Annotated in this window: 15 protein-coding genes; 7 read left to right on the top strand and 8 right to left on the bottom strand. The window is 67.4% G+C overall.

The window, feature by feature from the left end:
• Positions 1–2 precede the first annotated feature (2 nt).
• Both AAHB16_RS04695 and AAHB16_RS04690 read left to right on the top strand, forming a co-directional pair.
• A complete protein-coding gene (locus AAHB16_RS04695; protein WP_150374604.1) occupies positions 3–1307 on the top strand; it encodes a DUF1501 domain-containing protein in 1305 nt (434 codons plus the stop codon).
• A gap of 249 nt (positions 1308–1556) precedes the next feature.
• On the top strand, positions 1557–2384 hold the full coding sequence (locus tag AAHB16_RS04690) for an EAL domain-containing protein (RefSeq protein ID WP_223851729.1): 828 nt from the start codon (positions 1557–1559) through the stop codon (positions 2382–2384).
• Here the strand turns inward: AAHB16_RS04690 and AAHB16_RS04685 are convergent.
• A complete protein-coding gene (locus AAHB16_RS04685; RefSeq protein WP_150374602.1) occupies positions 2381–4783 on the bottom strand; it encodes a penicillin-binding protein 1A in 2403 nt (800 codons plus the stop codon). The two genes, AAHB16_RS04690 and AAHB16_RS04685, sit on opposite strands and share 4 nt — an antisense overlap.
• A 270-nt stretch (positions 4784–5053) precedes the next feature.
• On the opposite strand from AAHB16_RS04685, the gene AAHB16_RS04680 reads away from it, so the two are divergent.
• Both AAHB16_RS04680 and AAHB16_RS04675 read left to right on the top strand, forming a co-directional pair.
• Positions 5054–6118 (top strand): porin, encoded by a 1065-nt coding sequence (locus tag AAHB16_RS04680; RefSeq protein WP_342050234.1) that lies wholly within the window; start codon positions 5054–5056, stop codon positions 6116–6118.
• A gap of 186 nt (positions 6119–6304) precedes the next feature.
• On the top strand, positions 6305–7852 hold the full coding sequence (locus AAHB16_RS04675) for a catalase (RefSeq protein ID WP_150374600.1): 1548 nt from the start codon (positions 6305–6307) through the stop codon (positions 7850–7852).
• A gap of 75 nt (positions 7853–7927) precedes the next feature.
• On the opposite strand, the gene AAHB16_RS04670 is transcribed toward AAHB16_RS04675, so the two are convergent.
• The 5 genes from AAHB16_RS04670 to AAHB16_RS04650 are packed head-to-tail and all read right to left on the bottom strand — an operon-like array spanning position 7928 to position 12055.
• A complete protein-coding gene (locus AAHB16_RS04670) occupies positions 7928–8083 on the bottom strand; it encodes a hypothetical protein (RefSeq protein ID WP_342050233.1) in 156 nt (51 codons plus the stop codon).
• 21 nt (positions 8084–8104) lie between these two features.
• Positions 8105–8764 carry a DUF2459 domain-containing protein gene (locus AAHB16_RS04665; protein WP_342050232.1) on the bottom strand — a complete coding sequence of 220 codons (660 nt, stop codon included), beginning with the start codon at positions 8762–8764 and terminating at the stop codon, positions 8105–8107.
• Positions 8752–9978 carry a chromate efflux transporter gene (chrA, locus tag AAHB16_RS04660; RefSeq protein ID WP_342050231.1) on the bottom strand — a complete coding sequence of 409 codons (1227 nt, stop codon included), beginning with the start codon at positions 9976–9978 and terminating at the stop codon, positions 8752–8754. Before chrA ends, AAHB16_RS04665 begins: the two co-directional genes overlap by 13 nt.
• 8 nt (positions 9979–9986) lie before the next feature.
• Complete coding sequence (locus AAHB16_RS04655) at positions 9987–11378, bottom strand: ATP-binding protein (protein ID WP_342050230.1); 1392 nt, start codon at positions 11376–11378, stop codon at positions 9987–9989.
• On the bottom strand, positions 11375–12055 hold the full coding sequence (locus tag AAHB16_RS04650; RefSeq protein WP_150374596.1) for a response regulator: 681 nt from the start codon (positions 12053–12055) through the stop codon (positions 11375–11377). Before AAHB16_RS04650 ends, AAHB16_RS04655 begins: the two co-directional genes overlap by 4 nt.
• A gap of 137 nt (positions 12056–12192) precedes the next feature.
• Here AAHB16_RS04650 and AAHB16_RS04645 point away from each other — a divergent pair, with 137 nt between their 5' ends.
• Positions 12193–13938 (top strand): glycosyltransferase family 39 protein, encoded by a 1746-nt coding sequence (locus AAHB16_RS04645; RefSeq protein WP_342050229.1) that lies wholly within the window; start codon positions 12193–12195, stop codon positions 13936–13938.
• 41 nt (positions 13939–13979) lie between these two features.
• Here the strand turns inward: AAHB16_RS04645 and AAHB16_RS04640 are convergent, their stop codons facing one another.
• Positions 13980–14903, bottom strand: a complete 924-nt coding sequence (locus tag AAHB16_RS04640; protein ID WP_342050228.1) for a DMT family transporter — start codon at positions 14901–14903, stop codon at positions 13980–13982.
• Positions 14904–15049: 146 nt separating this feature from the next.
• On the opposite strand from AAHB16_RS04640, the gene AAHB16_RS04635 reads away from it, so the two are divergent.
• Together AAHB16_RS04635 and AAHB16_RS04630 are read left to right on the top strand one after the other, a co-directional pair.
• Positions 15050–15520, top strand: a complete 471-nt coding sequence (locus tag AAHB16_RS04635; protein WP_109584085.1) for an Lrp/AsnC family transcriptional regulator — start codon at positions 15050–15052, stop codon at positions 15518–15520.
• 150 nt (positions 15521–15670) lie between these two features.
• Positions 15671–16582, top strand: coding sequence for an aspartyl/asparaginyl beta-hydroxylase domain-containing protein (locus tag AAHB16_RS04630; RefSeq protein ID WP_342050227.1), 912 nt, complete (start codon positions 15671–15673; stop codon positions 16580–16582).
• Between the two features lie 37 nt (positions 16583–16619).
• Here the strand turns inward: AAHB16_RS04630 and AAHB16_RS04625 are convergent, their stop codons facing one another.
• Entirely contained in the window at positions 16620–18221 is a 1602-nt protein-coding gene (locus AAHB16_RS04625; protein WP_342050226.1) for a gamma-glutamyltransferase family protein, read from the bottom strand.
• Positions 18222–18287 lie beyond the last annotated feature (66 nt).

Raw genomic sequence — 18287 nt, 5'->3', positions numbered from 1 at the left:
CCATGAATCGCCGTGACTGGATCAAGGCCTGCGGTGCGCTGGCCCTGCCGGCCGTGTTCTCGCGCGCATACGCGCTGCCCGCGCAGGCCGATGCGCGCTTTCTGCTGGTATTCCTGCGCGGCGGCTACGATGCCGCCAACGTGCTGGTGCCCGCAGGCAGCGACTTCTACTATGCGTCGCGGCCCAATATCGCGATCCGCCGGCCGGTGGCCGATGGCGCCGGGGCCGATCCGGCCGCGGCGCTGGCGCTCGGCACCGATGCGTGGGCGCTGCATCCCGCGCTCGGGGCGACGATGCTGCCGCTGTGGCAGCGCAAGCAGCTGGCCTTCGTGCCGTTTGCCGGCACCGACGACCTCTCGCGCAGCCATTTCGAGACGCAGGACGGCATCGAGGCGGGCGCGCCGCCGGCGCATGCCACGGCCGGCCAGGCCCCGCGCGGCAGCGGGTTTCTCAACCGGCTGGCGCTGTCGATGGGCGGGCAGGCCGCGCCCGTGGCGTTTACCGATGGACTGCCGATGGTGCTGACCGGCAGCGCGAACGTGCCCAACGTTTCGCTCAAGGGCACGGGCCGTACGCCGTTCGATGCGCGGCAGACGCGCATGCTGGCCACGATGTATGCGGGCACGCGGTTCGAGTCCGTGATTGCCGAGGGGTTCGATATCCGGCAGGCCGTGGCCGAGCAGGCCGATGCGCAGAAGCGGCGGGACGAGGCCATGCGGGCGGACATGCGGGCGGAGCCGGGCGGGGCCGACGGGATGATGGCCGCGCGCATGCAGGAGATGCAGGCCGCGAACCGCCGTTCGTTGTCGGCCCGCGGCTTCGAGCAGGAGGCGCGGCGCATGGCGGGGCTCATGCGTGACCGGTTCAACGTGGGGTTCATCGACGTCGGCGGCTGGGACACGCATGTCAACGAAGGGGGCGCGCAGGGGCAACTGGCCGGGCTGCTCGACAACCTTGGACGGGGGATATCGGGCTTTGCGGAGGAGATGGGGCCGATATGGGGCCAGACGACCGTGATCGTGATCTCCGAGTTCGGGCGGACATTTCGCGAGAACGGAACGCGGGGGACGGACCATGGGCATGGCACCGTCTACTGGGTGGCGGGCGGGAACGTGCGCGGCGGGCGCATGGCGGGCGAGCAGGTCGCGGTGTCGCGCGAGACGCTGAACCAGGATCGCGACTGGCCGGTGCTCAACGACTATCGGGCGTTGCTGGGCGGGGTGTTCCAGCGCCTGTACGGGCTGGATGCGCGGCGGCTGGGGCAGGTGTTTCCCGGCGTCGCGCCGCGGGATATCGGGTTGGTTTGAGGGCCGGTTCGAGGGCGCGTTTGAGGGCGCGTTTGAGGGCTGGCGCGGCGCGACGGCGGGGCTTTGTTGCTCGCATCGTGCAAGCTTCATGCTGCGTTTATGCGCGATATGCAGGGTCATGCAGACTTACCCCACGCCCGTGGGATATCAAGTCGGGTGGGCGGAGGGCCGATAGCCTACAGTGGGAGTGGCATTTGCCCACAGCACGATCCATATCCGGTACGGATGCAAGACTTCTCGCGAGCCCTCATGCCCAGCATTGCGGAATGTCTGGAACAACAACGACTGCGGCCCGTATTTCAGCCGATTGGCTCGCTATCCACTGGCGAGGTGCTTGGCTATGAAGCGTTGATTCGTGGCCCGGCCGGCACGCCCCTCGAAAGCCCGCTCGCGCTGTTTCGCGAGGCGGCGCGCGTCGGCTGCCTCGTGCGGCTGGAGCGGCTGGCATCGCGTATCGCGATCGCGGCCTTTATGCGGGCCCGGTTGCCGGGCAAGCTGTTCATCAACTACAGCGCGGATTCCATCCGCGAGATCGACGCCAGCCGCCACGAGGTGAGGGCGTTTCTCGACGCGCAGGGCATGCCTTCCACGCGCATCGTCGTGGAGCTGACCGAGCAGGCCCCGCTGGGGTCGCTCGATACGCTGGCCAGCGCCATCGCCAGCATCCGCAGCCGCGGCGTGCAGTTCGCGCTGGACGATTACGGTACGGGACATGCGAATCTCGGGCAATGGATCGCGCTGAGGCCCGATTACATCAAGGTGGCACGCGAGGTGGTCGATGGCGCCGCCGAATCGCCATTCAAGCTCGAGGCGTTGCGCGCGCTGCGACGGCTCGCGACGCTGAGCCATACGGCATTGATTGCCGAGGGGATCGAAAACGAGGCGGATCTGCTGGCCTGCCGCGATATCGGCTTCGACCTCGCGCAGGGGTACCTGCTGGCCCGGCCTACGGACGCGCCGCCGCTGACGCTGTCCGAGGCATCGCTGCGGGCGCTGCGGCTGGGGCCGATTGCGGTATTGCCGGGGGAGGCGGTGTCGGAGCCGCCCTCGGAACCGTTCCGCGCGCAGGCAGGCTAGAGGCTCGCCGCGCCGTCGGGCTGCGACGCCGCGTCCGCCGGCGCGGCTGCGGGCGTATCGGCTTGTGCGTCCGACGCGGGCACGGCCTCCACGACCTCGCCGGTGTCCGGCGTCGCGTTCTGATCCGCCGCCGCATTGGAAGCGGCCACCGGTGGCGGCATGGCGTCCGCTTCGGTATCGGGCAGCACGGGTCGGCGCGGGCTGGGGCGCGGCGCGGGAGGCGTGTCGTCCTTCGCGCCCGAGTGCGACGCGAACAGGCGCTGGAACCAGCCCTTGACCTGTCCCGTCATCGCCGAGAACCACGACGACTCGTCGGCCTCCGCAAACCGTGCGCGCCCGTCGATCGCCCGCGCGCGCAGCGCACGCTGATAGAAGTCGCCGACGATCGGCAGCGCGCTGCGCGCCCCCTGTCCCCAGTAATCGCTGCGCAGCGTCACCCGGCTATCGTTGAAGCCCACCCATGCCCCCGCCACCAGTTGCGGATGCATCAGGATGAACCATCCGTCGGCATTGTCCTGCGTGGTTCCGGTCTTGCCCGCGACATCGGCGCGAATGCCGTAGCGCGTGCGAATCGCCGTTCCCGTGCCCCGGTCGATCACGTCGCGCATGACATCCACCAGCGTCTCCGTGGCGCGCGCGGATAGCGCGCGTTCTGGCCGCGGCGCCGAGAACTGCGCGAGGACGTTGCCCTCGCTGTCCTCGATGCGCGTCACCATCGTCGGCGCGACATACTGCCCGCCATTGGCGATGGTTCCATACGCGCTGACCATCTCCTTGAGCGTGACCGGGCTCGTGCCCAGCGCCAGCGAAGGCACCGCATCCAGATGGCTGTCCCGCACGCCCATCGCCCGCGCCAGCCGTGCGACGCGATCGGGTCCCACGCGCTGCACGAGCTGCGCGGTAATCGTGTTCCTGGAGTACACGAGCCCATCGCGCAGGCTCATCGGGCGCCCGGTCGGCGGCGACTCGTCCGTGGGCTTCCAGATCTCGCCGCCCGCGAGCGCGATCTCCACTGGCTGATCGACGAGCGTGTCGTCGGGCGTTTCGCCCGCGGCAAACGCGGCGCCATAGACGAAAGGCTTGAACGTGGACCCCGGCTGCCGGCGCGCCTGCTGCACGTGATCGAACGCATCGACCGTGAAGTCGCGGCTGCCCACCCACGCGCGAATCGCGCCGGTCGCCGGTTCGATGGCGAGAAAGCCCGCCTGCACGCGCGTCTTCTGCTGCCGTAGCGCGAGCATGAAGGCGCTGTCCGCGAGCAGCCGCTTGAGGACCGTGTCTTCGGGCTGACCCGCCGCCACGGCATTGCGATATTCGGCGGACTCGCGCACGAACGCCTGCACGAGCGCGCGATTCTCGCCCCAGCCCGCGCGCGGACCCCAGGCGGCATTCGCAATCGACTGGAGCTGGTTACCCTGGCGCGCCACGGCCTGCGTGGCCAGGGCCTGCAGCCGCGCGTCGATCGTCGTATGGACGACGAGCCCGTCGGTATAGAGGTTGTAGTCGTGGCGATCGGCCCACGCGATCAGCCACTTGCGTAACTGCTGCGCAAAATGCGGCGCGGGGCCGGGCGCCTCGATCTGGCGCTCGAAGTCGATCCGCAACGGCCGCCGCTTGAGCGCCTCGAGCTTCGATGCATCGAGCCGCCCGCGCTTGACCATCTGCGCCAGCACGATATTGCGCCGGTCGAGCGCGCGCTCGGGATTCAGCACCGGGTTGTAATAGCTGTTGCCCTTGAGCATGCCGATCAGCGTGGCGGCTTCGAGCACGTCGAGCTTGCCCGCCGGCTTGTCGAAGTACGTGCGCGCGGCCATCTCGATGCCGAACGCGTTGTACAGGAAGGGCACCGTATTGAGGTACGTCTCGAGGATCTCGTCTTTCGAATAGAGCGCCTCGATCTTGAACGCGGTAATCGCTTCCTTGAGCTTGCGCGTCATGGTCGGCGCACGGCCGATCTCGTCGGGATAGCGGTTGCGCGCGAGCTGCTGGGTGATGGTGGAACCGCCCTGGCGATCGCCCGAGAACGTATGCAGCGCGGCCGATGCCGTGCGCCGCCAGTCCAGCCCGTGATGGTCGTAGAAGCGATGGTCCTCGGTGGCGATCAGCGCGTTGACCACATTGGGCGAGATCTCGGACAGCTTGACCCAGTCGCGATTGGCCCAGCGATAGACCGCGATTTCCTTGCCATCTTCCGAGAGCACGCGCGCGGGCTGCTCGGACTTCGCCTTGCGGATATCGCTGATGCCCGGCGTGAACGGGATGAGCAACAGCACATAGAGCAGAAAAGCAGCCGGCACGGCGCCAGCCGCGAGCAGGATGCCGCGGCGGGTCGGATGGCGCAGGCGCTGAAGGAACGCAAAGCGGGGAAGGACTACGGTCTTGAACTGATCCAGGCGCATGACGCTCGCCGAAACGAAAACCCCGCATCCTACCAAATCGCAGGTCACGAATTGTCGGGAATGCGCGGCCGGTGAGCACTTTGTGCCGGATATACCCCGTTTCGGGGGTACGCGGAGGCGTCATCGACACATCGTCTTCATAAACGCTCCGCACAATTCGACCCGTTCCGTACACACGCAGTCCCACGCGGGCACCGGCTCACGCCGATGCGAGCCCCGCGCGCAGGACCCGGGGCGGGACCCTCCTCGTATCAACAGAAAGAGAAAACAGTGAAGAAAGCTCTCCTTGCTCTGACGGCCGCAGCGGGTACCTGCGCCATTTCCGGTGGCGCCATGGCGCAGTCGGCCACCAATGTGACGCTGTACGGCATCGCCGATGCAGGCGTGGAAGTCGCGACGCACGTGCCGGGCGGCAACGGCAAGACCGTCGCACGCGTGACGTCCGGCAACATGTCGGGCTCCCGCTGGGGTCTGCGCGGCTCCGAAGATCTCGGCAGCGGCCTGAAGGCGATCTTCCAGCTCGAGTCCGGTTTCGACATCGACACGGGCCTGTCGGGCCAGGGCGGCCGCCTGTTCGGCCGTCAGGCCTTCGTGGGCCTGCAAGGCTCGTTCGGTGCCGTGACCCTCGGCCGCCAGCAGAACGCGCTGTACGACCTGTTCGGTGCCTATGACCCGATGGGCGTCGGCCCGCGTTACTCGCTGAACGCGGTGGACTCGCTGTTCAATGGCCGCGCCGACAACGCACTGAAGTACACGGGCAAGTTCGGCGGCCTGACGGCGACCGGCTTCTACAGCACGGGCCGCGACAACAACGGCGAAATCCCGGGCGACTACAAGGCCGCGCGCAACTTCGGCGCCGGCGTGTCGTACGCCACGGGTCCGGTGTCGGTGGGCGTGGCCTACGACCAGTTCCAGGGCGCGACGACCGCGCTCTCCGACCGGGCTGCCAAGCGCCTGGCCATCGGAGGTTCGTACGATTTCACGGTGGCCAAGGTGTTCGCCGGTTACCGCTGGATGCGTGACGATGGCGTGGGCAGCGCGACGGCCACGGCCACCCGCAACAACCTGTACTGGCTGGGCGGTCTCTATCGTATTTCGCCGGCCCTGCAGCTGACTGGCGCCGCGTACTACACCGACACCCACAACAGCGGTGCCGATCCGTGGATGTTCGTGCTGTCGGCCGACTACGCGTTCTCGAAGCGTACCGATGCGTACCTGAACATCGGCTACACGAAGAACAAGGATGGTTCGAACCTCGGCCTGTCCGGCGCGGGTACGGTCGTGGCGGGCGCGAACCAGACTGGCGTGCTGGTGGGGCTGCGTCACCGCTTCTGACCTGACGTTGCGTCACGACGGCCCCAGTGAACGGCGTTTCACCGGGGCCGTCGTCGTTTGACGAACGCGATTGGCGGCATACATGGGCCGCATTGGCAAATGCAAATGGCCATGCGGGCGATACGAACTTAGTCTGTTGGCGCGCCCCCTCATCTTTCGCCGCAAGGCGATTCCTTTGAGGTCCCCATGCCAATTTCATTGCAATGGCGTCACGCTTTCGCGTGTGCCGGTATTGCCTGCGCGCTGGTTTCTGCTCCATCGTTGTCCGCGCAGACGCTGACGCGCGACAACGGCGCTCCGGTCGGCGACAATCAGAACTCCCAGACCGCGGGACCGTCGGGTCCGACCTTGCTGCAGGACTCGCAGCTCGTCGAGAAGCTCCAGCGTTTCAGCCGCGAGCGCATTCCCGAGCGCGTGGTGCACGCGCGCGGCACGGCGGCCGAAGGCGAGTTCGTGTCGGCCGGCGACTTCTCGGATCTGACGCGCGCGCGGCTACTCTCCGCGGCGGGCAAGATCACGCCCGTCGTCGTGCGATTCTCGACGGTCGTGCATCCGGCCGGGTCACCGGAAACGGTGCGCGATCCGCGCGGGTTTGCCACCAAGTTCTATACGGAGGAGGGCAACTGGGATCTGGTGGGCAACCACACGCCGGTGTTCTTCATCCGCGATGCCATCAAGTTTCCCGACATGGTGCATTCGCTGAAACCGTCGCCCATCACCAACCTCCAGGACCCGAACCGCTATTTCGATTTCTTCAGCCATGTGCCCGAGAGCACGCACATGCTGACGCAGCTGTACTCGGATTTCGGCATCCCCGCGTCATACCGGATGATGCCGGGCAATGGCGTGCATGCGTTCAAGCTGGTCAATGACGCGGGCGAGGTGCGCTACGCCAAGTTCCAGTGGCGGCCCCAGCAGGGCGAGAAGTATCTGACGCGTGCCGAGGCCGCGCGCATCCAGAGCCGGGAGTTCAATAACCTGACGCGCGACTTGTACGAAGCCATTGCGCGCGGCGAACCTCCGCGCTGGGATCTGTATGCGCAGATACTGACGCCCGCGGATCTCGAAGGCTTCGACTTCGATCCATTGGACGCCACCAAGGTGTGGCCCGGCGTCCCGGCGCGCAAGCTCGGTACCATGACACTGAACAAGGTGCCCGATAACTTCTTCGAGACCACCGAGCTGTCGGCGTTCGCGCCCTCCAATCTGGTACCGGGCATCGAAGCGTCCGAAGACCGCATGTTCCAGGGGCGGCTCTTCTCGTACGTCGATACGCAGATCTACCGGCTCGGCGCCAACTATCAGGCGATGAAGGTGAACCGGCCCCACGCGCCCGTGCGCAACTACAACGCGGATGGCGTTGGCATGCATCGTGTGGCGGCACGTGGCGATATCAACTATCAGCCTTCGCGCAAGGCAGGGGCCTACGTGGACGATGCGCGCTACAAGTCCGTGCAGACAAGGCTGGAAGGCACGACGCAGCAGGCGCGTATTCGCAAGACCGCGAATTTCCGGCAGGCCGGCGAGTACTACCGCGCGTTGTCCGCTCAGGAGAGGGAAAACCTGATCGGCAATCTTGCCGCCGACCTCGGTGCCGTGCGCGACACGGAGACCCGGCAGATCATGCTGAGTCATTTCTATCGGGCGGATCCCGACTATGGCCGACGCATCACGGCCGCGGTACAGGGAGACCTCGGCGACGTGAAGCGCCGTGCGGGGCAATTGCAGGACTGAGCCGGCACGTCGTGTGGCGTGGCGTTTGTAGGAGAAGGGCGGATGGCGAAACCGAAATCCGCCTGCCTATACTTTCTACAAAACATCATGTGGGAGCGACGTCATGTCCAGGTTCTTGCTGTTGTTGATCGTCCCTGTTTCGCTCGCGGGCTGCGTATCGTTCAGTAGCAGCGATCCGCAGCCGCCCGCGCGCACGACCGTGGTATCGCCCCCGCCGGGCAGCAGCACCACGGTCTGCAGTCCGGGCCCCTGCTAGCGCGATGCCGCCGCGGATGTCTCCGCCAGCGCACGCACCTGCGTCATGACCCCGCTGGCGAACAACACCGGTCCGCTGACCGGTATGCCCGCCGTGCGTAATCCTTCCGCCGTCCACGTATTGCAGGTGTAGAAGCCCGCGTACGTGGCCTTCGCGCCGAGGAACAGGCCGCCATCGTAGGGGCCCTTGCCGAGATGCACGGGCGCACCCGCGCCATCCGTCTGCACGGATCTCACCAGAAACGCGCGCAGGCGCGCGAGGCCGGCCTGATCGATGCCGAGCCGCACGACATTGCCGGCGCCGAACGCCGCGGCCGGCGTGTCGCGCAATACGGTCAGCAGGACGGCGCCATCGCCGGGGAACAGCGCGGACAGCATTGTCCAGGTATCGCGCTCGCGCGACAGGACATAGCGACGGTCGCCGAAGCCGAAGCACAGGAAACGCGAGCCGTCGTAGCCGGCAGCGAACACCGTGATATCGGGGCCGGCATCGTCGGTGCGTACGCAGATATCGGTGTGCCAGTCGCGCTCCACCACATCGATCGTCGTCGTCACAGGACCCTGCGGTGCCGCGGCGGGTGCGCCCGCGCAGCCCGCGATGCCGGTGGCCAGCGCCATGGCCGCCACGGCATGAAACCGTCTGGTCAGGCGTACCACGCCAGACCCCACCCGGCCGCCCCGCACGCGAGCACCACGCACCACGGCGGCAATCGCCATATCGCCACGGCCATCCATGCGAGCAGCACGAACGCGACATCGGACGGCGCGTGCACGGCGCTGGTCCACACAGGGTCGTACAGCGCGGCGACGAGCAGCCCGACCACTCCCGCGTTGACGCCGGCCAGCGCGCCACGCGCGCCGACGCTGCGGCGCAGTCCTTCCCAGAACGGCAACGCGCCGAACACGAGCAGGAACGATGGCAGAAAGATTGCCACGACGCAGAGCAGGCCACCAGACCAGCCAGTGGGCGCGATGCGCATGGAGGCACCGAGGAACGCGGCAAACGTGAAGAGTGGGCCCGGCACGGCTTGCGCGGCCCCATAGCCGGCGAGAAACACATCGTTGTCGACCCAGCCCGACGGCACGACGGCGGCCTGCAGCAGCGGCAGCACGACGTGACCGCCGCCGAAGACGAGCGCGCCCGCGCGATAGAACGCATCGAACATCGCAAGCGGGCCACCGGCATGCGCGAGCCATGGCAAGGCGACGAGCAGGATGGCGAACAGCGACAGAAAGATTGCACCCGTGCGATGGCCGATGACGACAGGCAGCGGCTCGTGGTCCGCGACGCGCGCATCGCGCAGCCAGATGGCGCCGATCGCCCCCGTGGCCACGATCGCCGCGATCTGCGTCCATGGCGATGGCATCAGTAGCGCGACCACCGCCGTGAGTCCCATCAGCGTGATGCGCGGCACGCCGCGGCACAGCGTGCTGCCCATGCCCCAGACCGCCTGCGCCACAACGGCGACGGCCGCGATCTTGAGGCCGTGCAGCAGGCCCGCGGGTACCGTCGCACCGTATTCGGCAAGGCCGAGCGCGAGCATGATGAGGGCGACCGCGGAAGGCAGCGTAAAGCCGAGCCATGCGGCCAGCGCGCCCGCATATCCGGCGCGCGACAGGCCGACCACGATGCCGACCTGGCTGCTGGCCGGCCCCGGGAGAAACTGGCACAGCGCGACGATATCGGAGTAGGCATGCTCGCTGAGCCAGCGGCGGCGATGCACGAACATGTCGCGAAAATAGCCGAGGTGCGCGACAGGTCCGCCGAACGACGTCAGGCCCAGACGCAGAAAGACGAGGAACACGGCCCACGCGCCGTCGTTGTCGCGGGAACCGGCTTCGGGCTGGATATGCGTGCGGTCGGTCGTCATGGGCGGAATTATCGGGCCGGATTGTGACCGGGACCATCGCGGCGGATGGTGGCGATGAGGCCTGTGCCTTCAACCGCCAGTCGATTGGAAAGATCGATCCGCAGCCCGTGCAGCGCCGCCACGCGCCGCGCGATGGAGATGCCGAGCCCGGTGCCATGCTCGCGCCGGCCGGCCTCGCGGAAAAAGCGGTCGCCGAGCCTTGGCAGGATCTCCGCCGGCACCCCGGGCCCGCAGTCGGCCACCTCGATGCGGTCCGGGAGGAAGGTGACGGTCACGAGCGTATGCGGCGGGCTGTAGCGCAGCGCATTGTCGAGCAGGTTGCGCAGCATCGTGCCGAGCAGCGCCGGCTCGCCGGTCACGGGCAGCGGCACCTCGGGCTCGGCCGGCCAGACGAGTTCCACGTCCACGTCGCGGCTGGCGGACAACGGCAGGCAATCGGACAAGGCATGGTTGGCGATCTCGGGCCAGTCGGCGGCCTCGGGATGGCGGGGCGCCACATGTTCCTCCAGCCGGCTCAGGGTCAGCAACTGGTTCACGAGCCGGCTCAGCCGATCGATGCCGGCTTCGACCATCGCGCCCGCGCGCGTGCGCTCCGCGTCGTCCTGCGAACGGCTCGCGACCTCCCACTGCGCCTTGAGCGCGGCCAGCGGCGTGCGCAGCTCGTGGGCGGCATCGGCGGTCAGGCGCCGCTCGTGATCGAGCACCGCCGAGACGCGCGACAGCAACTGGTTCATCGCGGTGACGAGCGGCACCAGTTCGCCTGGCACCGATGCCACGTCGAGCGGCGTGGGGTCGTCGGCCGCGCGCGTGCCCAGCTGCGTGGACAGCGTGTACACGGGCCGCAATGCGCGCCGCACGCCCCAGATCAGCAGCAGTGTCAGCAAGGGCAGCCCGAGGATCCACGGCAGCACCTGTGCCTCCAGATACGCGAAGATCAGTTCCTCGCGTTCCGCGAGCACCTGGCCCACGCATACGCGCCAGCCGACGGCGCTGTCGTTGAGGTAGTAAAGCCGCCATTGCACGCCGTCGATCGTTGCCTCTGTAAACCCCTTGATATGGGGCGCGCGCGGCAGCCGGTCGCCGTCCGGATCGATATGCAACGGTTCGCCGCCGGGCCGCCAGGCCGCGATCGCGAGCTCGCCGAGCCCCGCGCTGCCGAGGTCGCCGAGGTCCTCGTCGCCCGGCTCGGGTTCGGAAGACGGCGGCGCGGGCCGCGGCAGCCTGGCGATATCGACGATGGGCAGCACGGCCTGCATCTGCTGCGCCATGCGGACCATGTCGGTGTCGTAGAGCTCGTTGATCTCCTCGCGGGCGCTCACGTAGATGATCGCGCTCGTCAGCGTCCATGCGAGCGCCGCGGCAAACAGGACCGCAAGGATCAGCCGCCGCTGCAGCGTCATGCGTCGGCCCCGATCGCCTCGAGCGTGCCGAGCGAATAGCCGGCACCGCGCAGCGTGCGCACGATGCCCGGATGCAGCTTGCGCCGAAGATGGTGGATATGGACCTCGAGCGTATTGCTCTCCGCGGACTTGTCCCACGCGTAGAGCTTGTCGCGCAGGAAGTCGCGGGTCAGCACGCGGTTCGGATGCGTGAGCAGCAGTTCGAGCAGCAACGCTTCACGGCTGGTCAGTTCCACGGACTGACCCTGCCAGCTGGCCTGCCGCGAGGCCGCGTTGAACTCGAGCGGGCCGTGCCGCCAGACGGGCTCCGCCTGGCCGGCCGCGCGCCGCGTCACGGCCCGCAGGCGCGCGGCCAGTTCGTCGATGGCGACGGGCTTGACGAGGTAATCGTCGGCGCCCGCGTCGAGCAGGCTGATGCGGCTTTCCACCGCGTCGCGCGCGGTCAGCACGATGACCGGCGTGGTCCGCCGCCGCGTGCGCCAGCGCGCGAGCAACTCGCCGCCGTCATCTTCGTCGAGCCCGAGGTCCAGCACGATGGCGTCGTATTCCATGACCTCCACCGCGTGATCGGCCGCGGCGGCCGTGGAGAACCAGTCGACCACGTGCCCGAGCAGCTTCAGTCCGCGCTGCAGTCCATCGCCCAGCATGGCGTCGTCTTCGACGATAAGAATTCTCATTTCTCGGTGATTTGCTACGTGTGTTGCGACATTGTGCAACGGCAGGTGACGAAAGCGTACCAGTTTGATCCTGCTTAATGTGCCACTAAGGTTCAACTCCTACGCTGCGCGTTCCCTCCTCTTGCTTTGGCGCGCGCATGTTGCATCCTCCGTCACATTCGGGCTCGACACGGACTTCCGAACTGCTGCCGCACCCCGCAATGCCGCCGGCCGGCGCCGGACGCTGGGGCGGCGTGGACCGTCGCGCACTATGGTGGATCGGCGCGGCCGTGGCCGCCGTGCTCGCCGTCTGGTTCGGCACGCTTGCCATGCGCCATCTGATCGGCCCCGACGAAGGCCGCTATGCCGAGATCTCGCGCGAGATGTTCGCCACCGGTGACTGGGTCACGATTCGATACAACGCGCTCAAGTACTTCGAGAAACCCCCGTTCCATATGTGGGTGACGGCGGTTGCCTACACGGTATTCGGCGTGGGCGAGTGGCAGGCGCGGCTGTGCGTCGCGTTGTCGGGTTTGCTCGGCATCGGCATGACGATGCTGGCCACGTGGCGCTGGTTCGGCGCGCGCGCGGGCTGGCTCGCGGCCATCGTGCTGCTGGGCGCGCCGATGTGGAGCACGGCCGCGCACTTCAATACGCTCGACATGACGCTCGCGGGCGCGATGGCCTGCACGCTGGCGACGATGCTGATGGCCCAGCATCCCGATGCCAGCGTGGCCGCGCGCGGCCGCTGGATGCTGCTCTGCTGGGCCACGATGGGCGTGGCCGTGCTGACCAAGGGGCTGGTCGGCATCGCGCTGCCGGGCCTCGTGCTCGTCTGTTATTCGCTGGTCGCGCGTGACGGCACGCTCTGGCGCCGGATGCACTGGGTCGCCGGGCTGGCGATCCTGCTCGCGGTGACGGTGCCGTGGTTCTGGCTCATCGCGCGGCGCAATCCGGAGTTCCTGCACTTCTTCTTTATCCACGAGCACTGGGAGCGCTATACCTCCAATGTGCATTCGCGCTCCGGTCCGCTGCTGTACTTCGTGCCGCTGATCGTCGGCGGGATGTTGCCGTGGGCCGGCCTGTTTCCGCGCATGTGGACGGCCATGCGGTCGAAGACCGTGGTCGCGCAGCGCGGCACGTTCCGTCCGCTGCTGCTCGTGGGCGTGTGGGCCATCGCCATTTTCGTCTTCTTCAGCCTCTCGCGTTCCAAGCTGCCGGGCTATATCGTGCCCGTAGTGCCGGCACTGGCGATCCTCGCGGCCGTCGCGCTCGACCGTCTGGACCTGCGCGCATGGCGGCGCCAGCTCATCGGCGCGGGGATCGTCGCGGCGATATGCCTGATGGCAAGCCCGATCGTCGGCTCGCTGAACGCGAACAATATTCCGAGCCTGTTCTATCGCACGTATGCGATCTGGGTCGCGGCGACGTTCGCGCTGATGCTGGCGGGCGTGGTCCTGGCATGGTGGCTGGCCGCGCGCGGCAGGCTGACGGGCAGCATGGCGAGCTACGGCGTGGGCATGTACGTCGCGTTTACCGTGGCCCTGCTTGGCTACGATACGGTCGGCCGCCCGTTATCGGGCGCCGATATCGCGCCCGTGGTCGCGCGACACCTGACGCCGGGCATGCCGCTGTATGGCGTGCGCATGCTCGACCATACGCTGCCGTTCTACGTTCGGCATCCGCTCACGATGGTGGCGGAGGCGGACGAACTCGGCTTCGGCACGAGCGTGGAGCCGTCGCGCTGGATGCCGTCGATCGCCGCCTTCGAGACCGCGTGGCGCGACGCGGGGCCGGCCCTGGCCGTCATGTCGCCCGATACCTACCAGCAGCTTGCGGGCAAGGTGCCGATGTATGTGGTGGCGCGCGACTACAAGCGCGTGGTGGTATCGAACCGGCCCTGATTTGCGGCCCTGATTTGCCGCGATGATCGCGGGCGCAGGGACTACGCACGCGCCGCGCGTGCGAACCGCGGCGCCAGCGCCGTGGTGACCACGCCAAGCGCGATCAGTGCGAGCCCGATCGACAGGTCGCCCGAGATGCGCTCGTGCCAGACCGCCGCGGAGATCACGAGGCCGACCACAGGCACGCCGAGCATCGCGATCGATGTCGCCGCCGGCGGCAGCGTCTGCGTGATATTGAGCACGAGGATAAAGGTCAGCGCCGTCGCAAGCGGACCGGTATAGGCGATGGCGGGCCAGATATCGACAAAGGCGCCCACGTCGGGCACGCCGTCGCGCAGCAGGGCCAGCAACAGCAGCGGTACGGTGGCAATGGCCGTCTGCCAGGGAATCATGTCGGCGCCGAGCCGGACCCCGCGGTTCGCGCGCAGCTGGATGATATTGACGGCCCACGCGAGCGACGCGCCGAGCAGCATTGCGAGGCCGACCACGGTGTGCAACTCCCAGTGCGTCACGGCGGGCAACACGATGACCGCGATGCCCGCGTAGCTCATGGCCGTGGCGATCCACTGCACGCGCGACGGGCGCTCGCCGAGCACGAGCGATGCCAGCGGAATGACCCAGATGGCCGTGGCATAGGCCACCACCGACGCGCGGCCGGGCGCGACGTATTGCAACGCCCACAGCGCCAGCGCCGTAAAGGCGGCCATCTGCAGCAGGCCCACGCCGAGCACGAGCGGCCATTCCTGGCGCGTGGGAAAGCGCAGGCGGCCGAGCAGGGCCAGCACCACGACGCTCAGCAGCGCCGCCGAACCGAAGCGCGCGGTGGCGAACCACAGCGGGCTGATATGCGACAAGCCGAACTTCATCACGGGCCAGTTGCCGCCCCAGACGACGACGGCGCCGATCAGCGGCAGGAACTTGCGGATACCGGCGCCGGCGGAGGCGGCGGTGGGGTGGGCGGACATGATGCGGCTCCGGAACGATGTATTGGCTAGGGAAATCCCTTAGCGAGAGTCTAGGGTGCCTTGCACCGCAGCATTGACCGCAATAGGCCGCATCGTGATCCGATTCCAGCATAGAATGCCGGACAACCTCATTTCGGAAGCGCAACATGCTGGACATCGATCTCGACGCCACCGACATCCGGATTCTGGGCGAACTGCAGCGCGACGGTAGCCTGACCAATGTCGAACTCGCGAGCCGCGTGAATCTGTCGCCCTCCCCATGCCTGGCGCGCGTGAAGAACCTGGAGAAGCAGGGCGTGATCTCGCGCCGCGTGACGCTGCTCGATGCGCGGCGGCTCGGCCTCAAGGTGGTGGTCTTTATCCAGATCTCGCTCGACAAGCAGCGCCGGGAGACGCTCGATGCATTCGAGCGGCGCATCGCCGCGCTGCCGCAGGTCATGGAGTGCTATCTGATGTCCGGGGACGCGGACTACCTGCTGCGGGTGATCGTGCCCGATGTGGAAGCGCTGGAGCGGCTCATCATCGACCACATCACGAAGATTCCAGGCGTATCGAATATCCGGTCGAGCTTCGCGCTCAAGCAAGTGCTGTACAGCACCGCGCTGCCGCTCGGGTAACCTTTTCATTAATCGATCAACGCTTTCGCAAATGCCGTCTTCTGTGGTTAACGTCGCACACTGACTGCGCACTTCAAGGATGCACTGTCGTCCACGGGATTAAGATTTCTGACACATAAGAAATGTCGATCCCGTCGTCGAGGTTGCACCATGCGTTGGGCTGTCCTGCTCATTTTTATCGCCAGCGCCCTTTACACCCACTTCCGTGGCAAGGCGCGCCATGGCTTCTTCCGCCAGCTGTTCGATCATTCCACGTTCCTGGCCCCATTGAATGGATTTGCGTACGCATTCTCGAGCGTCCCGCGCACCCCGTTCATCGCCCGCGAACACTTTCCCGAGCTAGACATCATTCGCCGCGAATGGCAGACCATTCGCGCGGAGGCGCTCGCGCTAGCGGAAGACGAACGATTGCAGGCCGCCACCGGTTATACCGATATCGGCTTCAACTCGTTTTTCCGGCAGGGGTGGAAGCGCTTCTACCTGAAGTGGTACGACACGCCGCATCCGTCGGCGATCGCCGCGTGCCCGCGCACGCTGGCGATTCTCAACGCGCTGCCGTCGGTCAAGGCCGCGATGTTCGCGCGGCTGCCGCCAGGCGCGAAGCTGTTTCCGCACCGGGATCCCTATGCGGGCTCGCTACGCTATCACCTGGGACTGGTCACGCCGAACGACGACCTGTGTTCGATCACCGTCGATAACGAAACCTATTCGTGGCGCGATGGGCAGGATGTGGTGTTCGACGAGACGTTTCTGCACCATGCGAAGAACGGCACCGCGCACGATCGCATCATCCTGTTCTGCGATATCGAGCGGCCGTTGCGGTTCGGCTGGGCGCAGCGCGTCAATCGCGCGATCAGCGATACGCTGATGCGCGCGGCCGCATCGCCCAACGAGCGCGGAGACGCGACCGGCGGACTGAACCGCGCGTTCAAGTACATCTATGCGGTGCGGATGGTCGGCAAGCGCCTGAAGGCGTGGAACCGCAACGTGTACTACACGCTAAAGTGGGCGCTGATGCTTGGGATCGTGATGGCGGTGTTCTGGCCTCACACGCATATGTGAGGCCAGCACGCTCAGGCCAGCACGATGAAGCCAGCCATCAAAAGCCGACCGGGTAGCCGTCCTTGCGATAGTCGGACGCGGCCGCGTAGCCGTGTTCCATCTTCATCGCCATCTGCGCGCCGCCGAAGTCGAGGCTGTCCGGCGCGGCCGTCTCCACCGAATGCCCGCGCGCGCGCAGCCCTTCCAGCGTCTCGCGCGGGGTGTGGGCTTCCACGGACACGCCGACGTTGTCGTCGAGCACGCGCCAGCGCGGGGCGTCGTTGGCCGCCTGCGGATTCTGGTCGAAGTCCGCGATACGGCTCGTCATCTGCACGTGGCCCTGTGCCTGCATCGACCCGCCCATGACGCCGAACGACGCGAGCGGCGCGCCGTTGCGCGTCAGGAAGCCCGGGATGATCGTATGGAACGGGCGCTTGCCCGGTGCCACCTGGTTCGCGTGGCCCGGCGTGAGATTGAAGCCCCAGCCGCGGTTATGCAGCGCGATCCCCGTGTTCGGCACCACCACGCCCGAACCGAAGCCTTTGAAGTTGGACTGGATATACGAGACCATCATGCCGTTGCGGTCGGCGGCGGTCAGGTACACGGTGCCGCCCGTATGCGGCTTGCCCGGGCCCGGGTACGACGCCTTGTCGGGATCGATCGCCTTGGCGCGTTCGGCCAGATAGGCGGGGTCGAGCAGCGCTTCGGGCGTGACGCGGCCCGCCTCGCGCATCGCATCCACGTCACCGACGTACGCGTGCAGGTCCGCGAACGCGAGCTTCATCGCCTCGATTTGCAGATGCATCGTGCGCGCGCTATCGCGGCCCGCGGCGGCGACGTCCCAGTGTTCGAGCATGCCGAGCGCCATCAGCGCGCCGATGCCCTGGCCGTTCGGCCCGATCTCGTGCAGCGTCACGTCGCGATAGCGCATGCTGATGGGCTCGACCCAGTCGGCACGATGCGCGGCGAGATCGGCCTCGTCGATGCGGCCGCCCGTGGCGCGCGCATGGTCGGCGATCTTCTTCGCGAGCTCGCCGTGATAGAAATCGTCGCCCTTGCTGCGCGCGATGCGCTCGAGCGTTTCTGCCTGGCCGGGGCACACGAAGCGCTCGCCGGGCAGCGGCGCGCGGCCGCGCGGGGCGAACGCTTCACGGTAACCGGGCTGGCCTTCCAGCACGGGCACCTGTGCCTGCCACTGGCGGTGCACGGTGTGCGAGACGACATAACCGTTGCGCGCGTATTCGATGGCCGGTTCGAAGAGGTCTTCGAACGGCAGCGAGCCGAAGCGCTCCCACGTGGTGCGCCAGCCCGACACGGCGCCGGGCACGGTCACGGCATCCCAGCCGATGGGTGGCATGGCGCTATAGCGCGAGAACGACTCGGGCGTCCACGCGCGCGGCGCGCGGCCCGACGCGTTGAGGCCGTGCATCTGCTTGCCATCCCAGATCAGCGCGAACGCGTCGCCGCCGATGCCATTCATGCAGGGTTCGACGACGGTCAGCGCGATGGCGGTGGCCAGCGCCGCGTCCACGGCGTTGCCGCCCTTGGCCAGCATGCGCAGGCCGGCTGCTGCGGCCAGCGGTTGCGAGGTGGAAACGACGTTGTCGGCGAGCACCGGAACGCGGCGCGACGGATAGGGGAAGTCCCAGAAGGTGGTCATGAACGGTGGCGGTGAGAAGACGAACGGGCGACGGCCCCGTGGCGGGGCCGATGCAGTGGCCTCTCC

The sequence above is a fragment of the Cupriavidus sp. OTU4054 genome, assembly GCF_038440175.1.
Classification (GTDB): domain Bacteria; phylum Pseudomonadota; class Gammaproteobacteria; order Burkholderiales; family Burkholderiaceae; genus Cupriavidus; species Cupriavidus pauculus_D.
The sequence above is the reverse complement of the archived record's forward strand: the minus strand, read 5'-3'. Positions and strand labels throughout refer to the sequence as shown.